Origin of the sequence: Rhodoligotrophos defluvii, assembly GCF_005281615.1 — a bacterium.
GTDB lineage: Bacteria > Pseudomonadota > Alphaproteobacteria > Rhizobiales > Im1 > Rhodoligotrophos > Rhodoligotrophos defluvii.
On record NZ_SZZM01000002.1, the window covers coordinates 490626 to 512791 of the forward strand.

Sequence of the window (22166 nt, forward strand, 5' to 3'; positions counted from 1 at the left end):
CGAAAGGTTTTTGCTCCGCATGAACGGCCTTCCTTTCGATCTCGCGTTCTCATGGTCGCCCCTGGCGCCGGTATGGCTGATCGCCATGCTCGGCGGCCTCGGCCTCGTGCTGGTGCTGCTCGCCCTGTTCGCGCGCGCCCGCGGCGCGCTGCTGCGGCTGGCCATGCTGACGCTGCTGGTGGCGACCCTGCTCAACCCCTCCGCCCGGCGCGAGGAGCGCGACCAGCTGACCGATATTGCCGTGGTGGTGGTGGACGACAGCCAGAGCCAGCACATCGGTGAACGGCGCGGCCGCACCCAGGCCGCCGCAGCCGCCGTGAACGAGGCGACACGCAGCCTGCCCAACCTCGAGCTGCGCACCGTCACCGTCCAGTCCGGCCTGACCAGCGCCGAGCGCGGCACCCAGCTGTTCAGCGGCCTCAGCACCGCACTCTCCGAAATCCCGCCCGACCGCTTCGCCGGGGCCATCCTCATCACCGACGGGCAAGCCCATGACGTTCCGCAGGATCCGACGGGACAGGGCTATAACGGCCCCATTCATGCCCTGATCACCGGCAATCGTGACGAGCGCGACCGCCGCATCGTCATCGAGCAGGCCCCCCGGTTCGGCATCGTCGGCGAGCGCCAGATCATCAAGTTCCGCATCGAGCAGACCGGGCGTGATATTCCGCAAGACGGCCAGGTGGACGTGGCGGTGACCGTCAATGGCGAGGCCATGAACGGCCTGACCGTGCCGGTGGGCCAGACGGTCGAGCTGCCTTTGACGCTCACCCGCGGCGGTCCCACCCTCACAGAGCTCACCGCGGCGCCCCTGCAGGACGAGCTGTCCCTGCAGAACAACAGCGCGATCGTGGAAACCAAAGGCGTGCGCGACCGCCTGCGCGTGCTGCTGGTCTCGGGCGAGCCGCATCCCGGCGAGCGCACCTGGCGCAACCTGCTCAAGGCAGACGCCTCTGTCGATCTCGTGCATTTCACCATTCTGCGCCCCCCGGAGAAGCAGGATGGCACGCCCATCGGCGAACTGTCGCTGATCGCTTTCCCGACGCGCGAGCTGTTCTCCGAGAAGCTCGATGACTTCGACCTGATCATTTTCGATCGCTACCAGCGCCGCGGCGTGCTGCCCGCCATCTATCTCGCCAATGTGGTGTCCTATGTGGAGCGCGGCGGCGCCGTGCTGCTGGCGGCCGGTCCGGATTATGCCTCGCCCCTCAGCCTCTACCGCTCGCCGTTGTCGACCGTGCTGCCCAGCGCACCGACCGGCGGTGTCACGATCGAGCCGTTCCGGCCGGGAATAACCGAAGCTGGCAAGCGCCACCCGGTCACCCGCGACCTGCCCGGTTCGGAACAGTCGCCGCCCAACTGGGGCCATTGGTTCCGCCTGATCGATGTCGACCAGACCGGTGGCGAGGCGTTGATGTCAGGCCCGCAGAACAAGCCGCTGATGATCCTGTCGCGCTATCAGGAGGGACGGGTCGCCCAGCTGCTTTCCGACCATGCCTGGCTATGGGCGCGCGGCTATGACGGCGGCGGTCCCCAGTCGGAGTTGCTGCGCCGGCTTGCCCATTGGCTGATGAAGGAGCCGGATCTGGAGGAGGAGGCGCTGATCGGCCGGCATGACGGCAACCGGCTCATTATCGAGCGCCGCACCATGGCCGATACGGTGAGTGACGTTACCGTGCGCGCCCCCTCGGGCGCGGAAAGCTCGGCCAAGCTGAGCGAGATCGAGCCCGGCCTGTGGCGCGGCGAAGTCCCGGTCAGCGAGGTCGGCCTGCATCGCTTGTCCGACGGCAAGATCGATGCGGTGGCCGCGGTCGGCAGCCCCGATCCCAAGGAAACCGCCGAGATCGCCGCCACGGAGGAGAAGCTCAAGCCAGTGACCGACGCAACCGGCGGCGGTATTTATTGGCTGGCGGACAATCCCGGCGAAAGCATCAGCGTGCCACGCTGGCGTAAGGTGGCGGAGGGCCGCGTCGCCAGCGGCTCAGGCTGGCTCGGGCTGCGCGACAACGGCGCCTATCGCTTGCGCGAGGTCACCGAGGTGCCGCTGTTCTCCACCTTGCTGGCGCTGGCGCTGCTCCTCGCCGTGATGGGCCTCACCTGGTACCGCGAAGGCCGCTAGGCTTTTCGCTTGAGTACATCAGCCGGTGCCCCGTCCCGACATCCATGTCGTCATTGCCGCGCTTGACGCGGCAATCCAGGGCTCCAAGGGAAAGCGCAAGCTAATACGGCGCCGGATACCCCCGGCTCGGTGGCCGGACATGACAGGCCCAACTTCAGGTCTCGACATGCGAAAACCCGTCCGCATGGACCTGGCCGCCCTGAGCCGGAACGGCCAGCGCCGAGGGCTCCCGGACTGCGCGCCACCGGTTGGGCCCGAGCACTAGGCCGCTCACGCCATCAAACGCATGTTGCACCAGTTCGCGATAGAGCAGCCGGTTGGGATCGACTGGTCCGGGCAGCGTCAGCCGCCCCTCCGGCACTTTGGAGAAGCCCACCCGCGCATAATACGGTGCATCGCCCACCAGGATGACCAGCCGGTGGCCCAGGGCCGCCGCATCCGCCAGGGTCGACTGCATCAGCTTCATGCCGATGCCGCAGTTCTGCAGGTCCGGGCTCACCGCCAGCGGCCCGAGCAGCAGCGCGTCCGTTCCCGCTGGCCCGATCTTCACCGGCGAATACCAGATCGACCCGACGATCTCGCCAGCAAACCACGCCACCCGGCACAATTCGTCGATCGGCTTCTCGCCTTCGCGCAGCCGGTACGAGGTTTTAGCCTGGCGCCCAAGGCCGAACGCACGGTCGAGCAGCGCCTCGACCGCAGCATGATCGGAAGGTCCAAACGGCTTGAGAATGATAGGGGTCAGAGCATTCATGTCCGGCGCGCCCATGGCAGAACAATTGCGGGAAGCATCGCGCCCCCCGCACGGGGCATCCCAGGACAACGATTAACGTGGATGCTTGTGCCGGACGCGACGGATTATTGATGCCGGCGCGGTCTTTCCGCGCAGGCCTCGGATCGTCGTCGCAATGTCACCGGCATCATGCGCAGCATGGACAAGCCTTTGGTCGACTGGAAATGCGCTCATATCATGAGGGCGGTAGTCCGTAAAGAACTTATAGGAGTGGCGTGATGGGCATGCTGGTTGACGGACAGTGGCAGGACGTCTGGTACGACACCAAGTCGACCGGCGGTTCGTTCGAGCGCAAGGCCTCGGCTTTCCGCAATTGGGTTACGGCCGATGGTGCGCCCGGGCCGAGCGGCAGCGGTGGCTTCCCTGCTGCGAGCGGCCGCTACCACCTCTACGTGGCCCTCGCGTGCCCATGGGCGCACCGCACGCTGATCTTCCGCAAGCTAAAAGGATTGACCGAGCACATCTCCCTCTCGATCGTTGATCCGCTCATGCTGGAGGAAGGCTGGGTCTTCTCCGACCGGCCCGGCACGCTGCCGGACATGGTAAACGGCACCCGGCGCCTCTACGAGGTCTACCGCAAGGCCGATGCCCACTACACCGGCCGGGTCACCGTACCGGTGCTGTGGGACAAGCAGCGCGGCACCATCGTCAGCAACGAATCGGCCGAGATCATCCGGATGTTCAACTCGGCCTTCGACGATCTCACCGGCAACACGCGCGATTTCTATCCGGAACCGCTCCGGCAGGAGATCGATGCGGTCAACGAGCGGGTATACGAAACGGTGAACAACGGCGTTTACCGCGCCGGCTTTGCCACCACCCAGAACGCCTATGCAGCAGCCTTCGCCGCACTGTTCGATACCTTGGACTGGTTGGAGGATCGGCTATCGCGCCAGCCCGATCTGGTCGGCGACCGCCTCACCGAAGCCGACTGGCGCCTGTTCACCACCCTGCTGCGCTTCGACGCCATCTATTTCAGCCACTTCAAGTGCAACAAGCGCCGGATAGCGGATTATCATGCCCTCTCCGCCTATCTGAAAAGGCTCTACCGGGTGCCGGGCGTGGCTGAGACGGTCGATATCGACCAGATCAAGCTGCATTACTACGGCAGCCACCGCACCATAAATCCGACCGGCATCATTCCCTTGGGGCCGGAGCTGGAGTTCATCGACCGGTCGATCAGGATCGATCCCTGATCACCAGTGCTCCGCGACCGGCGCTTCGCCCAGATATTCCGCAACCCTGCGTCGCGTCGCCGGCGAGGTCTCAGCCGGAAGGGCGCGCAAGGGAAACAGGTCGGCCGCGGCGATCTCCGGAGATGTAACCGGCCGCCGCTTCCACTGATGCGCGTAATAGAGCGCCACGTGATCGCCCGGCTGCGAGGCGAAATTGGCGAGGATGCCGACCAGCCGCGGCGGCTCCAACAAGGTCACCCCAACCTCTTCGTCGAGCTCGCAGCGCACGGCATCGAGGCAGGTCTGGCCAGGCTCGACCCCTCCCCCCGGCAGCATCCATCCCGGCGTATAGGTGTGCCGGACCAGGAGCACGCGCTGCTCCGTGTCCGCCAGCAGGACTCGCACGCCGAGCGTCGCCCCCCGCCGCAGGCGGTGGAGCGGATGGATGACAGTACGCGCCAGCATCCGGGCCAGCGGTCTTGGCAGAGTGGCCATTGAGGATCCTCGACGGGAGCCAGATCCTGCCTGCGCGCAACCCTGCTATGCAACGGTAGAAATCGGCTTGCGCACCGGCGGCCGGCGTAGTGAGAGTGGGGCCTTGCCCGTCGTGCTGCATCACGGCTCGGCTGAGGTCAAGAACGCGATTGGGAACGACCGCTGAAGCGAATGCATCTGCGGTCTCACGAGTCACCCTATGCCCTGCCTACATTCATGACGGCCCCCTCCAGCACGACCAGCGAGAGCGCGACCAAGCCGGTGTGGCTGACGCTTGCACCCGTCATTTTCCTGCTCCTGTGGTCTGGCGGCTATCCTTCCATGAAGATCGGCATCCAATATGCCGATCCGTTCATGTTGCTCTTGTTGCGCTACTTCCTGATCGTGGTCGTGCTCGGCCCGGTGTTCCTGATCATGCGGCCGCCATTGCCCAGCACCGGCCGGCAATGGCTTCACCTCGCCATAACAGGATTGCTGCTGCAGGTCTTCTATTTCTCCCTCTGCTATTGGAGCGTCGCCCTGGGCCTCTCGGCGGGAGCCCTGGCCCTGATCTTGGCCCTGCAGCCCATTCTGGTCGGCCTGTTCGCGCCGTGGTCAACAGCCGAGCGGGTCACGGTGCTGCATTGGGTCGGCCTGGTGCTCGGCACGATTGGCGCCGCCGTGGTGATCGCCTCCCGTGCAACGGTCGAGGCGACGTCCGTGCTCGGCATTGCATCCGCCCTTGGCGCGCTGCTGGCGATCACCGCGGCGACACTCTACGAGAAGCGGTTCGGCTCCAACCACCACCCGGTCACGGCCAATCTGGTGCAATGCATTGTCGCTGCGGTGACCATGTTTCCGATCGCCTGGTTCCTGGGCGACATGCATGTGGAGTGGAGCCTGCCGCTCGCCGGCGTGCTCGCCTATCTGGTGATCGCCAACTCGCTGATCGCCATAACCCTGCTGCTGATCCTGGTGCGACGCGGCGAGGCGTCCAAGGTCTCGGCGCTGTTCTTCCTGGTGCCGCCGGTCGCGGCCATCCAGCTCTGGGTGCTGCTGGGCGAGACCATGCCGCTGATCGCCTGGTTCGGCATGATCATCGCGACCATCGGAGTGGCACTGGTCACCAACCCGCGCGCTCGGGCCCCCAAGCCAGCCGAACCGCCGAAGGTCTGAAGCTCACTGCGGCACGGCGTCCCGATAGGCCGAGGTGCGCGCCGTGCCCACCTTGGCTGCGATTCGCCGCACCACGTCGGCCTGGCGCTTGAGCTCCGCATCCGACATGCCGGGGTAGCACGGCAGAACGATGAGGTCCGACAGCGCCTGCGCCGCGATGCGTGGCTCGAGCTCCGGCCGATCGGCGGGCGCCGGCACCGCCTGCGACCGCGGCAGGTTGGCCCCGTCAAACCCCTCCGCCCGCAATTCCTCGATGAAAGTGCGCGGATCATCCACCAGGATCGGAAACACCCAATAATCGCAATAGCTGTTGGCGCGGCCCGGCATCACCACCGCGTCGCCGATATAGCGGCGCAGGCGCTCGCCCCGGTCAGTACGCTCCTGCAGCACCTCCTCGCGGAAGGTGCGTATGCGGCGGTCCATCAGCGCCAGCATTCCGTATGAGGGCTGATACTCCAGGAACTTCCGCTTCTTCAGATTGGCGACGTTTCGCACCCGCTCGCTGACGGCGTCCTCGTAGTCCCGGCCGCGGGCATGGAAGAAGCGGTAGATCAGGCCCATCACCGGACGCGACGTGATGATCTTGAGGCCGGCGAACTGCGCCACCCGCTTCAGCTGTGCCTTCTCCGGCTGCACGGGCCAGCCCGCCTGTATCGCGCGCATGCGCTCAAGCAAGGCGGGGTCGCGCACCTTGATCAGCGCGCCCCCGAGCGCGGTTGCGGTCTTCAACGGCCCGAACGAAAACATGCAGACATCGGCTTTGGGATGGCCAGGATACCGACGGCCGGCAAAAGCCTGCGCGCAGTCCTCCACGACCAGCAGGCCGTGCTCCCGGGCAAGGGTGAAGATCGGGTCGAGTTCCAGGTGAGTGCCGAACAGATGCGCCACCACCAGAACCTTCGAGCGCGGCGTGATCGCGCGCCGCAGGCGGTCCAGCGATGGTCCCATATGCGCGATCTCCAGGTCGATCGGCACCGCCACCAGATCGTGCCACGCGACGATTCGCACCATGCCCCGCACGTTGAGCGCAGAGAACAGGATCTCGTCGCCAGGCTGCAGCCCTAGCGCCGTGAGCAGGAGGTGAAAGCCCGAGCGGACGGAATAGGCGGCCATGGTTCCGCCGCCATCGGACCAGTAGCTCTCGACCTGCCGCGAAGCTTTTTCCCGGTCTGCGGGAAAAAGCCCGTGCCTCACCCCCGCCAATAGGTCGCGCCAGCCGATTTTCAGTTGAGTCCGCGCCCACATCTGTTTACAGAACCTTTATAAATCTGCACAAACCGCTACAATTGTGCGATCACACCCGGTGGACACACATACATGCTCCGGGCGTCCAATGACAGGTGATTTCCTGTCCGCGGCCCAAGGGTCTTGAGTCACATGGTCAGTGTTAGTGATGAAGCAGGCAAAAGCCTTGTCAGCAGGCTGAAACAAAAGCGCCGCCGGCATGTCAAGCAACTCGGGAAACGCCTGATCCGCGGGCTGGCGGACTTCCTCGCCAGCCAGTCCCTGGTCGGTGACAAGCCGGTGATGAACACGGCAGATTTCCCGTTCCTCAAGCAGTTCACCGATAACTGGGAGGTGATCCGGGACGAGATCGCCGAGGTCCTCAAGCATCGCGAGGCGGTGCCGACCTTCCAGGAAGTGTCGCCCGACCAGAAGCGCATCGCCAAGGGCAACAACTGGCGCACCTTCATCCTGTTCGGGTTTGGCGAGAAGCTCGCCAAGAATTGTGCCAAGACCCCGGTGACCACGCGACTGCTCGAGCAGGTGCCCAATCTGCAGACTGCATGGTTTTCGATCCTGGCCCCCGGCTATCACATCCCCGCGCACCGCGGTGTCTCGAAAGGTATCCTGCGGACCCATCTCGGGCTGATCGTGCCGAAGGACGCCGAGCGCTGCCGGCTGCGGGTGGCTGACGAGATCTGCATCTGGCGCGAAGGCGAGATCTTCGTCTTCGACGATACCTACGAGCACGAGGTCTGGAACGATACTGACGAGGAGCGCGTGATTCTGCTGTTCGATTTCGACCGGCCCATGCGCTTCTGGGGCCGTGTCGTGAATGCGAGCTTCGTCCGGCTCCTGAAGCTGACGGCCTATTACCAGGAACCGAAAAAGAACATGCAGAGCTTCGAGGAGCGCTTCGAGGCGGCGACGCGCCGGGCGGACGCCAACCTGGAGAAGTTGAGCGAGCCGGCGCACGGCTAATTGCCGCGGCTACAATCCGACGTTGACTAAGCCTCGGACTTCGTGGCTGGATGCGCCACGAAAATGCTGAGCGTCCTCAAGATCTTTCTCTCCGCGCGCGGCACCAGGCCCGGCCTCGTATTGTCGTGCCTGTTGCTCGCCGGCCTCTCCGAAGCCATCAGTTTCGGCACCCTGCTGCCGACCATCTCGCAGATCGGCGGGGGCACGAGCAGCAATAGCTCGACCCTGAACCAGCTCGTGTCCCACCTGCTGGATGCGGCCGGTATTGCGCCCACGCTCGGCAATCTCGTCACCATCGTTTCGGTCACTCTGATCATCAAGGCCGTGCTCGCCTTTATCGCCCTGTCCTATGCCGGCATATCGGTGGCCGATGTCTCGGCCAATGTGCGCACCCAGCTCCTTGAACAGCTGATGGCGGCGAAATGGAGCTATTTCGTCGATCAGCGCGTGGGCCGGATCGCCAATGCGATCAGCAACGACGCCACCCGCTCCGGTGAGGCCTATTTCACCGCGGCCCGTTTCGTCTCCTTCCTAGCGCAAGGCGTGGTCTACCTGGTGGTGGCCGTACTGATCTCGTGGAAGCTCGCCCTGACCGGAATCGCCGTGGGCGCCATATTGATCGGCTCGCTCAGTGCACTGGTAAGGCTCTCCCGCCGGGCGGGGCTGAGGCAGACCAACCGCACGTCCGAACTGGTGACCTACGTCTCGGATGCCTTCAACAACATCAAGCCGCTCAAGAGCATGAACCGCCAGCAGCCCTTTGCGGCGCTGTTCGCGAGCAAGATCCGCAGCCTGCGCAGGGCCCTAGTGAAGAAGGTGCTGGCAAAACAGGGGCTGACCTATGGCGAGGAAGTGCTGATCGCGATCATGCTCGGCGCCAGCGTCTATGTCGCCGCCGATCTCTGGGCGGTACCGCTGCCCGAACTGGTTGTCATGGGCATCCTGTTCTACCAGGTGGTCTCGATCACAGGGAAGATTCAGCAGAACTACCAGACGGCTGTCGAGCTGGAGAGCGCCTATTGGCGCGTGAAGGAACTGATCGACGAGACCGCGGCCCACCGCGAGCCGGACCGCGGCACCAAGCTGCCGGCCCTCAGGCAGGGTGTCGTGTTTGAGAACGTCTCCTTCGCCTATCGCGACCGGCCGGTCACCAAGCACGTCGATCTGACCATACCGGCGGGCGAGATTACGGTTCTGCAGGGCCCGTCGGGCGCGGGCAAGACCACCCTCATCGACCTGCTCATCGGCCTTTATGAGCCGCAGGAAGGCCGCATCCTGGTCGACGGTGTGCCGCTCTCCGAGGTGAAGCTGTCCGCCTGGCGCAGCATGATCGGCTATGTCCCGCAGGAAATCAGCCTGTTACATGGCACGATCGCCGACAATATCAGCCTGGGAGACCCGGCGATCTCCCGTGAGAAGATTATCGCGGCTCTCGCCAAGGCAGGGGCTCGCGAGTTCGTCGACGAGTTGCCGGACGGCATCGACACCGTGGTCGGCGAGCGCGGAACCAGGCTGTCGGGCGGCCAGCGCCAGCGCATTGCGCTTGCGCGCGCCCTGGTCATAGACCCCAAGCTCCTGATCCTGGACGAGGTCACCAGCGCCCTCGATCCGGAGACCGAGCTTGAGATATGCCGAAACATCGGAGAACTGGGCGGCGCCTATACCATCGTGGCGATCACCCATCGCCCGGCATGGACATCGATCGCCACCAGGCTCTATCAAGTGGCGGCGGGCCAGGTCGCCCCGATCGAGACGGAAAAGAACGCGCCGATGCCCGCCTGATTATCGCTGTCAGCCGAGGTCGCCCTTACAGTCAATGATCGAGATCCGTACCGTCGCAGATCCACGCGATCTCGACCAGTTCATCGAGGTGCCTCGGCTGATCCAGGGCAACGACCCCTGTTGGATCGCACCCCTCGCCCTCGAGCGGCGGGAAGTGCTGAGCCCCGGCAAGAATCCCTATTTTGAGCACGCGGAGGCAAGCCTCTTCCTCGCCCTGCGCGAGGGCATGGCCGTGGGGCGCATCTCCGCCCAGGTCGACCGGCTGCACCGCGAGCGTTATGCCGCAAATACCGGCCAGTTCGGCTTCATCGAGGCCGTGGATGACCCCGCTGTGTTCGCCGCGCTGTTCGCCGCGGCCGAGGCCTGGCTCAAGGCGCGTGACACCGAGCTGGTGCAAGGCCCGTTCAGCTTTTCCGTCAACGAGGAGACCGGGCTGCTGATCGACGGCTTCCAGACACCGCCACGCGTGATGATGGGGCACAACCCGCCCTACTATGCCAGCCAGATCGAGGCGTTCGGCTACCGCAAGGCCAAGGACGTCATCGCCTATGACTATGACGCCCGGCTGCCCATGCCGCGCTCGATGGAGCTTTTGCTCGACAAGGCGCGGAAATCCGGCGATCTGCAAGTGCGGCCCCTCTCAAAGAAGCGGCTGTTCCAGGACCTGGACACCATCATCGACATCTTCAACGATGCGTGGCGGGACAATTGGGGCTTCGTGCCCATGACCGCCGCCGAGATCCGCCACCTCGGCAACCAGTTGCGTTTCTTGGTGAGGGAGGGCTATGTGGCCATCGCCGAATATCAGGGCGTGCCGGCCGCCATGGCCGTCAGCCTGCCGGACGTCAATATCTGGCTCAAAGGGCTCGACGGAAGGCTGCTGCCCTTCGGCTGGGCCCGGCTTGCCTGGCGCGCGCTGCGCCGTCCCGAAGCGGTGCGCATGCCGCTGATGGGGGTGCGCAAGGCCTATCAGTCGACCGCCATCGGCTCTGCCCTTGCCCTCGCGGTCATCGACGCGGTGCGCCGCTATCACACCAGCCGGGGCACCTGCCGGGCCGAGCTGTCCTGGATCCTGGAGGACAACGTCGCCATGCGGCGGATGATCGAGCTGCTCGGCGCCAAGCCTTACAAGACCTACCGCATCTATGAACGCAACCTCTGAGCCCCGCGCCGCCGCCAAATACGAAGTGCTGGTGCTGGCCGCCGGCCGCGGACCCGATGACCCCATGGCCAAGGCCTTCGGCGTCAGCCACAAATGCGCCATTCCGGTAGGCGGCGTGCCCATGCTCGTACGGGTGCTGAACGCGCTGCGAAGCTGCTCGCAGCTTGGGCCCGTCACCGTCTCCGTCGACCGGCCCGAGATTGCGCAAGCGCTCGCAGCTGAGGCAGGAGCTGAGATTCGCATTACTCCCTCCAGCCGCAGTGCGCCGGCCTCGGTGATCGATACCATCAGCCGGCGAGCGGTAGGCCTGCCGCTGCTGGTGACCACGGCCGATCATCCCTTGCTCGATCAGGCAATGCTCGATCACTTCGTCGAGGCGTCCGCCAGCTCCGGCGCGGATATCACCGCGGGCCTCGCCACCGCCGAGACCATTCTCGCCGCCTACCCGGCCTCGCAGCGGACATTTCTCGACTTCGCAGGTGACCGCGTCTCCGGCTGCAACCTCTTCGCGGTGAACACGCAAGCCGGCCTGAAGGCTCTCGCCTTCTGGGACAAGCTGGACCAGCTACGCAAGAAGCCGCTGCGCCTGGTCGGCGCCTTCGGCGTGAGGCCCCTGCTCCTCTATGGCCTGGGCCGCTTGACCCTTGATCGCGCCTTCGCTGAGGCCTCCCGCCGACTTGGCATCACCGCGCGGCCGGTGCTCATGCCCTATGCCGAGGCGGCCATAGACGTGGACAAGCCAGCCGACAAGCAGCTGGTCGAGGCAATCCTCTCCAAGCGCGCAAGGCCCCTGTCGTCCTGAGAACCTACCAGGATGCTACCAGCCGCCGGGCATGCTCCAGATCAGCGGGAAAATCGACTTCGCACCATTGCACGTCGGAAACAGGAACCGTGCGCACCTCGACCTGTTTAGCGAGCATGCCGATGGCGAAGGGGAACCATTGCTTGAGGGAAGCAGGCTCGCGCATGAGCCGCTCCAGTACCTGGCGGTACAGCGCCCCGCCATTGCCGCGGAAGATGTAGAAGCCTATCGCCTCCGCGTGCACATGCTCGTTCGGGAGGGTCTTGCCGACATCCACCAGACGGCCGCCGTCGAGCACCACCTTCATGTCGTCGGCGTCATAGGCACTCTTGTGGTTCACGGCGACGGTGACCGGATGGGCAGGGGCGGAAAGCAGGCGTTCCACCATGTCGGCGGCGAACACGTTGTCGCCGTTCACCTGGATGAAGTCTCCATCCATCTCGGCCCGGGCCATCCAACAGCTGGCCAGATTGTCGGCAACGGAATAGAAAGGGTTGTAGACCGTCCTGATCGAAACCGAGAGGCTCGCGGCGATTTCGTTGAGAGCCTGTTCCATCTTCGCGACAGCATAGCCGGTAATGACGACGAACTCTCTGACGCCGCATGAGACGAAGGCCTCGATCTGCCTGGCAATCAGACGCTTGCCGCCGATGTCGAGCAGCGCCTTCGGAATGTCCTCGGTGAGCGGCAGTAGCCGGCTGCCCTGGCCCGCGCCAAGGATGAGAACTTTCACTGGGCTACCTTTCTGATACAACCACCGGAAAATCGGCCTTGAGATCGCACCGCACCGCCCACCTGTCAACGCCATTCAGCCGGCCCTATTAACTGAATGTTCACCCTGGCGCACTTGTCCGACCCGCATCTCGCACCCTTGAAGGCCCCGCGCCTCAAGGACCTCGCCACGAAGCGCTTCTACGGACACCAGTCCTGGATCAGGCGCCGCCGCTTCATTCACCGCCGCGAGGTGCTCGATGCGATGATGGAGGACATCAGGCGCGCCCAAGTGGATCACGTGGCCGTGACGGGAGACCTGGTGAATATCTCCACCCGGTCGGAATTCAGGGCGGCCGCCCAATGGCTGGCAAGCCTCGGCACGCCCGACCACGTTACCATCGTGCCGGGCAACCACGATGCCTATGTGCCGGTTCGCTGGGAGAAGGGCCTCGGGCTGTGGCAGGACTATTTCACCGGAGACCTGTCGCTCGGCAAGCAGCAGATCGACAATGCGCCGTTTCCTTTTATCAGAACCCGGCGTAACGTGGCGCTCATCGGGCTTTCGACGGCGGTGCCCACCCCGATGCTGGTCGCTTCGGGCATGCTGGGTGCCCGCCAGATCCACAGGCTGGCCGAAATCCTGCCCATGCTCAAGGAACGCGGCTTCTTCCGCGTGGTGCTGATCCATCATCCGCCGCTGCCCGGCATGAACTCGCCCCGCAAGGCCCTGGAGGACGCCGCCGCCCTGCGCGACGTCCTGGAGCGGGAGGGCGCCGAGCTCGTGCTGCATGGCCATAATCACGAGCATTCCTTGCGCCAGGTATTCTCGCGGACCGGACCCGTCCAGGTGGTGGGCGTGCCATCGGCTTCGGCGCTGGGCCGCCATGGCAAGCCACCCGCCGCCTGGTACTGCTATCGCATCAGCCGCGCAAAGGGCCAATGGCAGTGCGGTGTCACGGTGCGCAGCTTCGATGAGGCGAGCGGCCGCTTCCACGAGACCGAGAGTTTCCGCCTGGACATGAACCCTGCGGCCGAGCAGCCCCGCGATCCGGTGCTGCTTCCGGTCAGCTGACGCACGGCCCCGGCTGCGTGCCTACGGCACCTTGTCCCTCGCCAGAACAATCATCAGGCGGTATGGTCTGCCTGCGCAGCGCATAGGAATGGTGGGCCAGTGAACGCGACGATCATCAAATTCGGTTTCCCAGACACCCTGATCAAGGAATATGAGCACTGGTGCGTTTTGCTGCGCCCGGCGCAGGCGACCCTTGGCGCGTTGGTTCTAGCCCGCAAAGGCGAGGAGACGGCCTTCGGCGCCCTGCCTCCGCCGGCCTATGCCGAGCTCGGCATAGCCACGCGCGACATCGAGGCAAGCCTCAAGGCCTTCCGCCCCTATGACCGGATCAACTACCTCATGCTGATGATGGTTGACCCTCACGTGCATTTTCACGTGTTGCCGCGCTACCAGGCGCCTCAGAGTTTCGAAGGCGTCAGCTTTGCCGACAAGGGCTGGCCCGCGGTGCCGGATCTCGGTGCGGCGGTCACGCCGCATGCCGCGCTGCGCAACAAGCTGGTCGACGCGCTCAAGGCTTGTTGGGCAGAGCACTAACCGGTCGCGCGATGAAGGAATAGCGCGAGCGCGCCGCTCGCGATGGATGCAGCGCATATGTTCATCGGCTCGCGATATATATTGCGCCAGATTTCGGGCCCCTTGATCGGCGCCATGGCGATCGGGCTCATGGTGCTGCTCGCCGAGCGATTGGTGCGGCTGCTCGATTTCACCCTGGGGAAGAAGAATTCCTTCGCCATCGTGTTCGAGATGCTGGCCTACCTTGTGCCCCACTATCTCGGGCTGGCGGTGCCCGCCGCCCTCTTTCTCGGCCTCTTGTTCGGCTTCAACAAGCTGTCGCGCAACAGCGAGCTCGATGCTTTCCTGGCCGCGGGCATCGGCCTGCACCAACTGGTGCGCCCCGTGGTAATCCTTGCGGTCGGCCTGATGCTTGCCTCGCTCGTGATTTTCGGCTGGGCTCAGCCACATGCCCGCTATGCCTATCGCGCGGTATTGTTCTCGGTGAAGAATGTCGATGTCTTCTACCTGGCCGAGGAAGGCGTCTTCATGCAGGCGGGCCAGCGCACCTTCATCCTCGACAAGCTGGAGCGCGGCACCCGCAAGTTCGAGCGCATCTTCCTGTTCGAGGACCTGGGCGCGCGCGGCAGCGAAACCATAACGGCCCAGAGCGGACAGCTGGTCGATGTGCCGGGCGAGGTGCGCCCGGTGCTCCGCCTCGAGCAGGGCCACCGTCTGCGCGTCGAGGGCTGGCCGGACCGCAACCCGGCGGACCCCACCCCACGGCAGGTGGTCGGAAAATTCTCAGTGGGCGAGACGCCGCTCGGCAGCGCGGCTGAGCACCTTTTCCGCAGCCGCGGCGAAGACGAGCGTGAGCTTACCCTTCCGGAGCTGATCGATCCGGCAACGGCAGTGCCTTCGGGAACAACCCCCGCCCGGATGCGGGCCGAGCTCCACAAGCGCCTGGTGAACATCCTGTCGATTCCGGTGCTGACCTTTCTTGCGGTGCCTTTCGCCCTGGGCCGCCGGCGCGGCATGCGCGCCTATCGCTTCGGCGTGGCCCTCATCATCCTCATCGCCTATCACGAGATCATCGAGCAGGGCGCCGTCATCGTGCAGGTCGGCCGGGCATCGCCTTACCTGACCCTGTGGCTGCCTTTCGCTCTGTTGACCGTGTTCGCCGGCTATCGCTATTACCGCGCCTGCTTCACCGTGCCGTCCGAATGGCTCGAGCCTTTCGTCGACCGCTTCGCAGACTGGATCCGCAACCGGTTGAGGCGCGCAAAGCCTGCCGCGGAGCGCAGCTGATGGGCACCCTCGCCAGGATGCTCACGCGGATGTTCACGGTCAGGTTCGCCATGATCCTGATCGGCGTGTCCCTCTTCGTCGTGACGCTCGACGTCATCACTTACGTGAATGACATTCTGGCCCTCAAAGGCGCGACCGCCTGGGCTGTGCCCTATTATGGGCTGCTGCGCCTGCCCACCATCATGTCGAGCTTCATTGGCATCTCCGCCCTTCTGGCCGCTCTGCTGCTGCTCACTGAGATCAGTAACTCCAATGAGCTGGTGGCGGTCTGGGGTACGGGTGTGTCGCAGCTGCGGCTGATCGGCATGCTCACGCCGATCGCGCTGATCATCGGCGCCCTCAGCTTCGGCCTCAACAATTATGCCATCCCCATGGCGGCTCCGACCCTGCACGCCTGGGGCATCGGCGACTATGGCGAGAAGAAGCTGAAGGTCGGCGAGGGCGATCCGATCTGGATGCGCTCGGGCAACGACATTCTCCGGGCCGGAACCAGCAACCCGCAGGCCACGGTCCTGCGCGACGTCATCATCTTCCGCCGTGACGCCAAGGGCATCCTGCAGGAACAGATCATGGCCGGCAGCGCCGAACTGGTGGACGGGCGGTGGGAGCTGCGCGACGTCACCATGTATTATCAGGAGGATTTGCCGCCCAACCGGCTCGACCGCATGATCTATAGCGGCCTCATGCGGCCGGCGGCAGCAGGCTCCCGCTCCGGCGATCCTGAGGAGATGTCGGCCCGCGACCTCGAATATTTCATCGAGAATGCCGGCTTCGGCATCAGGCCCACCCAAGTCTACGAGACCTGGCTGATGAAACGGATGACCGGCATCGTCACGGCCCTGCTGATGATCGCCATCGCCGTGCCCCTTTCCGTCCGTTTCAAGCGCGGCGGCGGGTTGGGCGCAATGTTCGCCATCGGGGTTGGCCTCGGTTTCGCCTTCTTCATCGTCGATGGACTGGCCGTCACGCTCGGCGAGCTCGGCATGGTGCCCCCCTGGATGGCTGCATGGATGCCGCCCTTGATCTTTGCCACCCTCGCCGGCGTGATGATCAGTCGGGCCGAAGCGCTGTGACCGGCGCATCTTGTCCGGAATCACTGAAGAATTGTATTGAAGGCCATCCGACAACAACAAGGACGCAAGCTCCGGCATGAGCGTTTCCGCATCCGTCCCGGCGCAAAATCAGGGCAATACGGTCTCATCATCGGCCCACAGCCGCGATGCGGTAGCGAAGGCCAGTGATAGCGCCCGATCCGCAGCTGGCCCGGTGCTGTGCCTGCTGGGTGCGAGCGATGTGGCCCTGTTCGGCCTCACCCCGGCGGCGAGGCTTATCCGGCAGTTCGGCCGCGCCGGCATCACCCGGGTGATCACGGCCGATGATCTCGCCACCCATTCGGGGCCGGTCATTGCCGTACGCGCCGATGCGGCCATCGACCAGCCGCTGGTCCAATATCTGGCCGAGCATCCCGATTTCATACTCACCCAGGATCCCGAGAGGATGCGGCCGCTTGCGGTTCATCTCACCCACGGCGATGCCGCAGCCGTCGAGCAGGCGCTGGAGAGCACGAGCGAGCCGGCCGCTTCACCCACCGGGATCCGGCGCGGCGCTCCGGCCGACCTTGATGTCACGTTCTGGTCTGCCCTGCGCAAGCGCGAGGTGCCCTATGCATTGACCGTGAGCCGGTCCAACGCGCGCGCGGTCGAGTGGCGCATGTTCATGGGAACCTACAAAGGCGCCACCGACATCGTCACCAAGCACCTCTGGCCGGTGCCTGCGTTCTGGGTCACACGCTGGATCGCCCCGCTTGGGGTCACGCCGAACATGATCACCACCCTCGGCGCGGCCATGGTGGTCGCGGCATTCTTCCTGTTCCTCGAGGGGCACTTCGCGCTGGGCCTTGCCGCCGCATGGATGATGACCTTCCTCGACACGGTGGACGGCAAGCTCGCCAGGGTCACGCTGACCTCCAGCAAGTGGGGCGACATTTTCGACCACGGGATCGACCTCGTCCACCCGCCCTTCTGGTACATTGCCTGGGGCCTTGGGCTTGGTGCTGCCGGGCTGCCGCTCGCCGATGGCGTGCTGCTGTGGACCTTGGTTCTGATTTTCGGCGGCTATGTCCTGCAGCGGATCATGGAAGGCATCGCCATAAAGGCGCTGGGCCTCGAGATCCATATCTGGCGGCCCATCGACACCTTGTTCCGCCAGGTGACCGCCCGCCGCAACCCCAACCTCGTCATCCTCACCGCTTCGGTCCTGGTGGGCCGGCCCGACCTGGGCCTGCTGGCGGTTGCCGCTTGGACCATCATCTGCCTCGTCCTGCACGGTATCCAGCTGGCGCAGGCCCTACTGGCGGCCCGCCGCGACGGCCCGCTCGTCTCCTGGATGCGCAAGCCGGTCACCTCGCCATGACCGTGGGCCTGATCGTCAACCCTGCTTCGGCTCGCGGCTCTGGCAAGGGATTGGCGCTGGCCCACGAATTGGCCGGCTATCGGCAAGTCCAGGTTCGCGTTCTCGACCGCTTTGCCATGCTCCCCGACGTGCTGAAGGACATGGCCGCGGCCGGCGTCGACACCCTGTTCATCAGTTCGGGCGACGGCACCGTCCAGGCGATCCAGACGCTGTTGGGTGAGCAGTCGCCCTTTCCAAAGCTGCCGAGGCTCGCCCTCCTTCCGCACGGCACCACCAACATGAATGCGGACGATGTCGGCTTCCGTATCCGCGGCATCAGGCAGATCGCCGAGATGATGCTTGTGCCCGACCGCCTGGCCCGGGCCACCGCAGTGAAACGGCGCTGCACATTGCGGGCCGCCAATCCCGCCAATTGCGGCCCCCAGCACGGCATGTTCCTTGGCGCGGGCGCCCTCGCGGAAGCCGCGCGCCAAACCCAGAGCCAGCTCAATGGCCGCGGCATTGGCGGGCAGATCGCCCCGGCCATGACGCTGTTGCGGGCCATTTCCAGGTTCCTGCTCTCCGCGCCTGCCCCGGACGACCTCACTCGCATCGATCGCGCTTACCCCATGGATGTGTTCGCGGATGGCACGCTCCAGGCATCCGGCGACCAGCTGCTGTTGCTGGTCACCACACTCGACCGCCTGGTCCTCCGGTCCCGCCCGTTCTGGGGAACAGGCGTCGCACCCCTGCGCGGCACCGCGATCTGCTATCCACCGCCGCCACTTTTGCGGAACATCATGCCGATCATGTATGCGAAGAAGGAGGATGCCGTTCCGCCGCCCGGCTGTGTGAGCTTCACGGCGAACCTGGTCGAGCTCGAGCATTCCGGTATCTTCCTCATCGACGGCGAGTTCTTCGAAGCGCCGACGGAGGGGCCGTTGCGGATAGAGACCGGCATCGAGCTCGAATATGTCTGTGGGTAGGGCACGGGTGCACGCGACCAGCCATAGCAGCCTGCGCAATCTCGTGGCGACGCGACTCAGCCGTCCGGTGCCGGAGCCGATCGCGGCCTTGGCCGAAACCGCGCGCTCCCGCCACGGAGAGGGCGTGCTCGCAGTCCTCGCCTATGGCTCGTGCCTGCGCGGCATCGACCCGCGCGAGACCTTGGCCGACCTCTACGTGCTGACGGAGACCACCCGGGACGTGAGCCGCAATCCGCTCAGCCGGCTCGGCTGCCGGCTGCTGCCCCCCAATGTCTATTACCTCGAGACCGCCTTGGGGACGGAACGCTTCCGCGCGAAATATGCGGCCATGCCGCTCGGCCTGTTCGAGGCCTGGGTCGCGCCCTCCACGGATAATCCCTATTTCTGGGCCCGCTTTGCCCAGCCCTGTGCCCTGGTCTGGGTGCGCGATCAGGCAGTCCGCGACCGTATCACCGATGCTGTCGTTCAAGCTGTCAGCACCATGGTTGGCGAAGCCAGGCTGCTTGCTGCCGTCAGCACGGACAATCCGGTCGTGTCGTGGCAGGATGCGTTCCGCGAGACCTACCGGACGGAGCTGCGTCCCGAGCCTGGTGACCGCGGCACCGCGATCATTGCCGCCGATGAGGAATGGTACCGCATGGCAAGCCTGCTTGCGCCGGCCACGGCTCCGATGAGGCAGATGCCAGCCGATACTGCCAGGCGCTGGGCGCGTCGCCGGGCGCGCGGCAAGCTTCTGGCAGGCTTGCGGCTGGCCAAGGCCGCATTCACGTTCCAGGGCGGTGCGGATTATCTGGCCTGGAAAATCGAGCGGCATTCCAAGGTGAAGGTCGATCTCACCGAGTGGCAGCGCCGCCATCCACTGCTTGCCGCCCTCAGCCTCATGCCGCGCCTCTACCGCCGGGGTGGCTTCCGCTAATCACTCCCCCGCAACCGCTAGCCGCGGCTGCGCCACCACGTCCCGGAACACGGCCACGATCCTGTCGATGTCCTCCTCCGTATGCGCTGCGGAGACGGAGCATCGCAGCAGGCAGGCCTTGCCCGGCGTGCCCGGCGGCAAGGCGATATTCACATAGACGCCCGCCCGCAGCAGGCTGTGCCACATGGCGATTGTCGAGGGCTCGTCGGGACCACGGACGGCAATGACCGGGCTCGGCACGGGGCAGCCCAGCTCGAGGCCCAGATCGCGGAAGCTCTCGTGCAGCCGCGCCGCGTTGCGCCTGAGCCGCTCGCGCCGCTCCGGTTCCGCAGCAAGCTTGCGCACCGCCTCGGTGGCGGTTGCGACGCTCGATGGGGATGATGAAGCCGTGAACATATAGGGCCGCGACGCATAGCGGATCACGTCGAACATCGGGTGGTCGCCTGCCCCGAAGCCACCGATCGCGCCGATGCTCTTCGAGAATGTGCCGACCACGAAATCGACCTCGCTCTCCAGCCCCGTCTCTTCCTGCAACCCACGACCGTTCTCGCCGAGCACGCCGAAGGAATGGGCTTCATCCACCATCAGCGCAAAGCCGTGGCGCCGCTTCACCTCCACGAAGTCGGCAAGGGGCGCCCGGTCGCCGAGCATGGAGTAGATGCCTTCCAGCACCACCAGCCGGCCACCCTTCTCCTCGCCGGAATTGGCGAGGCGCGTCAGCCGCCGGTCCAGGTCCTCCGCGTCATTGTGCCGGAAGCGCACCAGTCGCGCCCCCGACAGGGTGCAGCCGTCATAGATCGAGGAATGGCTGTCAGCGTCGAGAAACACCGTGTCGTTCGGCCCGGCCAAGCCGGCGATCATGCCGAGATTGGCCTGATAGCCCGTTGTGAACGCAATGCAATGCTTGCGCTTGAGGAAGCGGGCCAGTTCCTGTTCCAGCTCCCGGTGAATGCCATAGCTGCCATTGGCGATGCGTGAGCCGGTCGTGCCGGTGCCATAGGCGTCCAGGGCCTGCTTGCCGGCTTCGATGCAGTCCGGGTCGAAAGTGATGCCCATATAATTGTTGGTGCCGGCCAGGATGGTCTCGCGCCCGCCGATGACGGCGCGCGTCGGCGAAAGCATGCGCTCCATCACCAACCCCACCGCGTTGTCGCCGCCGGTCATGGCCATCATTTGCCGGTGCCTGCCGGCAATATCCCGGTACTTGTCGAACAGATCGCTCATGCGGAGCCGCCCCGCTCTATTCGCTCGCGCACAACCTGGGTGAGTTCGTCCATGGTGCGGATCTCCGCCAAGAGGTTGAGGGGAATGTCGATGTCGAAGCGGTCCTCGATTTCCATGACGAAATCCATCACCGCAACCGAGTCGATATTGAGGTCGGCGGCGATGTCCGTCGCCGGAGTGATCGGAACGCCCTTGATGTTGAAGGGCGCGATCAGCCGGCTGAGCTCCTCGAAGATCTGCTCCTTGCTTTCGACCATGACTGCCAGCTCCACGCTCTCCTTATGCCGCTGGCCTTCTATCCTAGGCCGCCGCCTGCGACAACCAGCCGGCCTGCCTGTACCAGCCGAGCGTCTCCGCAAACCCTTGCGCGAACGGCACCTGTGGCCGCCACCGCGAGAGCTCCTGAAGCAGATTGTTCCGGCAGACCCAGTCCCGGTGATAGAGCTCCGCAACCTTGCCGGCATTCAGCATCGGCGGCCCGCCCGCCACCCTCGACCATATCTCGCAGCCCCAGGCCGCCGCCGCCATAGCCGTCCGGGGAATGAACACGCAGCCGCCCGCTCCGCGACCATTGGCCACCCCTTTGAGCTCGCGCCAGCTGTATCCGCCCGGCTTGCCGTCGTCGATCTCGCAGGCCACCCGCTCGACCGTAGCATCCGCCAGCACATGGTCGATGGCGGAAATCACGTCGCGCACGTGGATCAGCGAAACTTTCGCCTCCGGATGGCCGGGAATCAGCGACCGGCGTCGAGAGAGCTGGTCCACCAGCGGCAACGTCGCGCGGTCGCCCGGCCCGTAGATGGCCGGTGGCCGCAGCGCCAGCCAGGACATGCCGCCGGCTAGCTCCGCCACCGCCTCCTCGCCCCCGCGCTTGCTCCAGGCATAATCCGACAGCGCCGGCTCCCGCGCCGCCAGTGATGACATGAGCACCAGCCGCCGCACCCCCGCCTCGGCCGCCGCGCGTGTCAGCCGGACGGTGCCCTCGATGTTCACCCGCGCGAAGGCATCGCGATCACGGCCCGCCAGCAATCCGGCGCAGTGGATCAAGCCGGCGGCCCCATCGCATAGCCGCGCCACCGCCGCTGCATCGGTCAGGTCGCCGGTAACGAATGACATGTTATGCGAGCCGGCTTCCGCCAAACCCGGCACGGACACCATCAGCCGCCGGGGATCCCGTAAAAGCAGCCGTAAGCTATACCCGCGACGCAGCAGATGTGGCACCAAATGGCCGCCGACAAAACCGCTGCCGCCGGTGATGGCGACAACTCCGGCGCCGTCCGCCCCTGGCCGACGAACCGCAGCGTCTTCCGACGTCCTCTGTCCTCGTTCGAGCATCGGATCTGCCGAATGTATGGAGCCGTCCCTGTCGGGCTCT

21 protein-coding genes are annotated in these 22166 nt (G+C 65.3%); 14 read left to right on the top strand and 7 right to left on the bottom strand.

Annotated features, from left to right (window positions below; translation table 11 throughout):
* Window positions 1–19 precede the first annotated feature (19 nt).
* Complete coding sequence (locus E4P09_RS11505) at window positions 20–2119, top strand: hypothetical protein (protein ID WP_137389737.1); 2100 nt, start codon at window positions 20–22, stop codon at window positions 2117–2119.
* A gap of 154 nt (window positions 2120–2273) precedes the next feature.
* Here the strand turns inward: E4P09_RS11505 and E4P09_RS11510 are convergent, their stop codons facing one another.
* Window positions 2274–2873, bottom strand: coding sequence for a GNAT family N-acetyltransferase (locus E4P09_RS11510; protein ID WP_137389738.1), 600 nt, complete (start codon window positions 2871–2873; stop codon window positions 2274–2276).
* Window positions 2874–3130: 257 nt separating this feature from the next.
* Between E4P09_RS11510 and E4P09_RS11515 the strand changes: the two genes are divergently transcribed.
* Window positions 3131–4108, top strand: a complete 978-nt coding sequence (locus tag E4P09_RS11515) for a glutathione S-transferase family protein (RefSeq protein WP_137389739.1) — start codon at window positions 3131–3133, stop codon at window positions 4106–4108.
* Here E4P09_RS11515 and E4P09_RS11520 read toward each other — a convergent pair whose 3' ends face one another.
* Window positions 4109–4582: an NUDIX domain-containing protein gene (locus E4P09_RS11520; RefSeq protein WP_239025142.1), complete on the bottom strand. Its 474-nt coding sequence runs from the start codon at window positions 4580–4582 to the stop codon at window positions 4109–4111.
* A gap of 216 nt (window positions 4583–4798) precedes the next feature.
* Here E4P09_RS11520 and E4P09_RS11525 point away from each other — a divergent pair, with 216 nt between their 5' ends.
* The gene (locus E4P09_RS11525) at window positions 4799–5737 is read left to right on the top strand and encodes a DMT family transporter (protein WP_137389740.1); all 939 of its coding nucleotides are present in this window, start codon (window positions 4799–4801) and stop codon (window positions 5735–5737) included.
* A 3-nt stretch (window positions 5738–5740) separates the two neighbouring features.
* Here E4P09_RS11525 and E4P09_RS11530 read toward each other — a convergent pair whose 3' ends face one another.
* The gene (locus E4P09_RS11530; RefSeq protein ID WP_137389741.1) at window positions 5741–6982 is read right to left on the bottom strand and encodes an aminotransferase class V-fold PLP-dependent enzyme; all 1242 of its coding nucleotides are present in this window, start codon (window positions 6980–6982) and stop codon (window positions 5741–5743) included.
* A 132-nt stretch (window positions 6983–7114) separates the two neighbouring features.
* Here E4P09_RS11530 and E4P09_RS11535 point away from each other — a divergent pair, with 132 nt between their 5' ends.
* The 4 genes from E4P09_RS11535 to E4P09_RS11550 all read left to right on the top strand — a co-directional run bounded on the left by E4P09_RS11535 (window position 7115) and on the right by E4P09_RS11550 (window position 11688).
* Window positions 7115–7942: an aspartyl/asparaginyl beta-hydroxylase domain-containing protein gene (locus E4P09_RS11535; protein ID WP_137389742.1), complete on the top strand. Its 828-nt coding sequence runs from the start codon at window positions 7115–7117 to the stop codon at window positions 7940–7942.
* A gap of 63 nt (window positions 7943–8005) precedes the next feature.
* The gene (locus E4P09_RS11540) at window positions 8006–9724 is read left to right on the top strand and encodes an ABC transporter ATP-binding protein (RefSeq protein ID WP_137389743.1); all 1719 of its coding nucleotides are present in this window, start codon (window positions 8006–8008) and stop codon (window positions 9722–9724) included.
* Between the two features lie 34 nt (window positions 9725–9758).
* A complete protein-coding gene (locus E4P09_RS11545; protein WP_137389744.1) occupies window positions 9759–10886 on the top strand; it encodes a GNAT family N-acetyltransferase in 1128 nt (375 codons plus the stop codon).
* Window positions 10870–11688: a nucleotidyltransferase family protein gene (locus tag E4P09_RS11550; RefSeq protein ID WP_137389745.1), complete on the top strand. Its 819-nt coding sequence runs from the start codon at window positions 10870–10872 to the stop codon at window positions 11686–11688. Before E4P09_RS11545 ends, E4P09_RS11550 begins: the two co-directional genes overlap by 17 nt.
* Before the next feature lie 4 nt (window positions 11689–11692).
* Here E4P09_RS11550 and E4P09_RS11555 read toward each other — a convergent pair whose 3' ends face one another.
* Window positions 11693–12421 (bottom strand): phosphocholine cytidylyltransferase family protein, encoded by a 729-nt coding sequence (locus E4P09_RS11555; protein ID WP_170984377.1) that lies wholly within the window; start codon window positions 12419–12421, stop codon window positions 11693–11695.
* Between the two features lie 96 nt (window positions 12422–12517).
* On the opposite strand from E4P09_RS11555, the gene E4P09_RS11560 reads away from it, so the two are divergent.
* The 7 genes from E4P09_RS11560 (at window position 12518) to E4P09_RS25915 (ending at window position 19567) form a co-directional block, all read left to right on the top strand.
* Window positions 12518–13474 carry a metallophosphoesterase family protein gene (locus E4P09_RS11560; RefSeq protein ID WP_137389747.1) on the top strand — a complete coding sequence of 319 codons (957 nt, stop codon included), beginning with the start codon at window positions 12518–12520 and terminating at the stop codon, window positions 13472–13474.
* Window positions 13475–13573: 99 nt separating this feature from the next.
* Window positions 13574–14008: an HIT family protein gene (locus E4P09_RS11565; protein ID WP_137389748.1), complete on the top strand. Its 435-nt coding sequence runs from the start codon at window positions 13574–13576 to the stop codon at window positions 14006–14008.
* A 42-nt stretch (window positions 14009–14050) separates the two neighbouring features.
* Window positions 14051–15274, top strand: a complete 1224-nt coding sequence (locus E4P09_RS11570; RefSeq protein WP_137389749.1) for an LptF/LptG family permease — start codon at window positions 14051–14053, stop codon at window positions 15272–15274.
* Entirely contained in the window at window positions 15274–16347 is a 1074-nt protein-coding gene (locus tag E4P09_RS11575; protein WP_170984378.1) for an LptF/LptG family permease, read from the top strand. The genes E4P09_RS11570 and E4P09_RS11575 overlap by 1 nt, the downstream gene beginning before the upstream one ends.
* Window positions 16348–16423: 76 nt before the next feature.
* Window positions 16424–17686: a CDP-alcohol phosphatidyltransferase family protein gene (locus E4P09_RS11580; protein ID WP_137389751.1), complete on the top strand. Its 1263-nt coding sequence runs from the start codon at window positions 16424–16426 to the stop codon at window positions 17684–17686.
* Entirely contained in the window at window positions 17683–18651 is a 969-nt protein-coding gene (locus E4P09_RS11585) for a diacylglycerol kinase family protein (RefSeq protein ID WP_137389752.1), read from the top strand. The genes E4P09_RS11580 and E4P09_RS11585 overlap by 4 nt, the downstream gene beginning before the upstream one ends.
* Entirely contained in the window at window positions 18638–19567 is a 930-nt protein-coding gene (locus tag E4P09_RS25915; RefSeq protein WP_170984379.1) for a hypothetical protein, read from the top strand. The genes E4P09_RS11585 and E4P09_RS25915 overlap by 14 nt, the downstream gene beginning before the upstream one ends.
* On the opposite strand, the gene spt is transcribed toward E4P09_RS25915, so the two are convergent.
* The 3 genes from spt to E4P09_RS11605 are packed head-to-tail and all read right to left on the bottom strand — an operon-like array spanning window position 19568 to window position 22126.
* Window positions 19568–20791: a serine palmitoyltransferase gene (gene spt, locus E4P09_RS11595; RefSeq protein WP_137389753.1), complete on the bottom strand. Its 1224-nt coding sequence runs from the start codon at window positions 20789–20791 to the stop codon at window positions 19568–19570.
* Window positions 20788–21048, bottom strand: coding sequence for an acyl carrier protein (locus E4P09_RS11600; RefSeq protein WP_137389754.1), 261 nt, complete (start codon window positions 21046–21048; stop codon window positions 20788–20790). Before E4P09_RS11600 ends, spt begins: the two co-directional genes overlap by 4 nt.
* 43 nt (window positions 21049–21091) lie before the next feature.
* Window positions 21092–22126 carry an NAD-dependent epimerase/dehydratase family protein gene (locus tag E4P09_RS11605; RefSeq protein WP_137389755.1) on the bottom strand — a complete coding sequence of 345 codons (1035 nt, stop codon included), beginning with the start codon at window positions 22124–22126 and terminating at the stop codon, window positions 21092–21094.
* Between the last annotated feature and the right edge of the window lie 40 nt (window positions 22127–22166).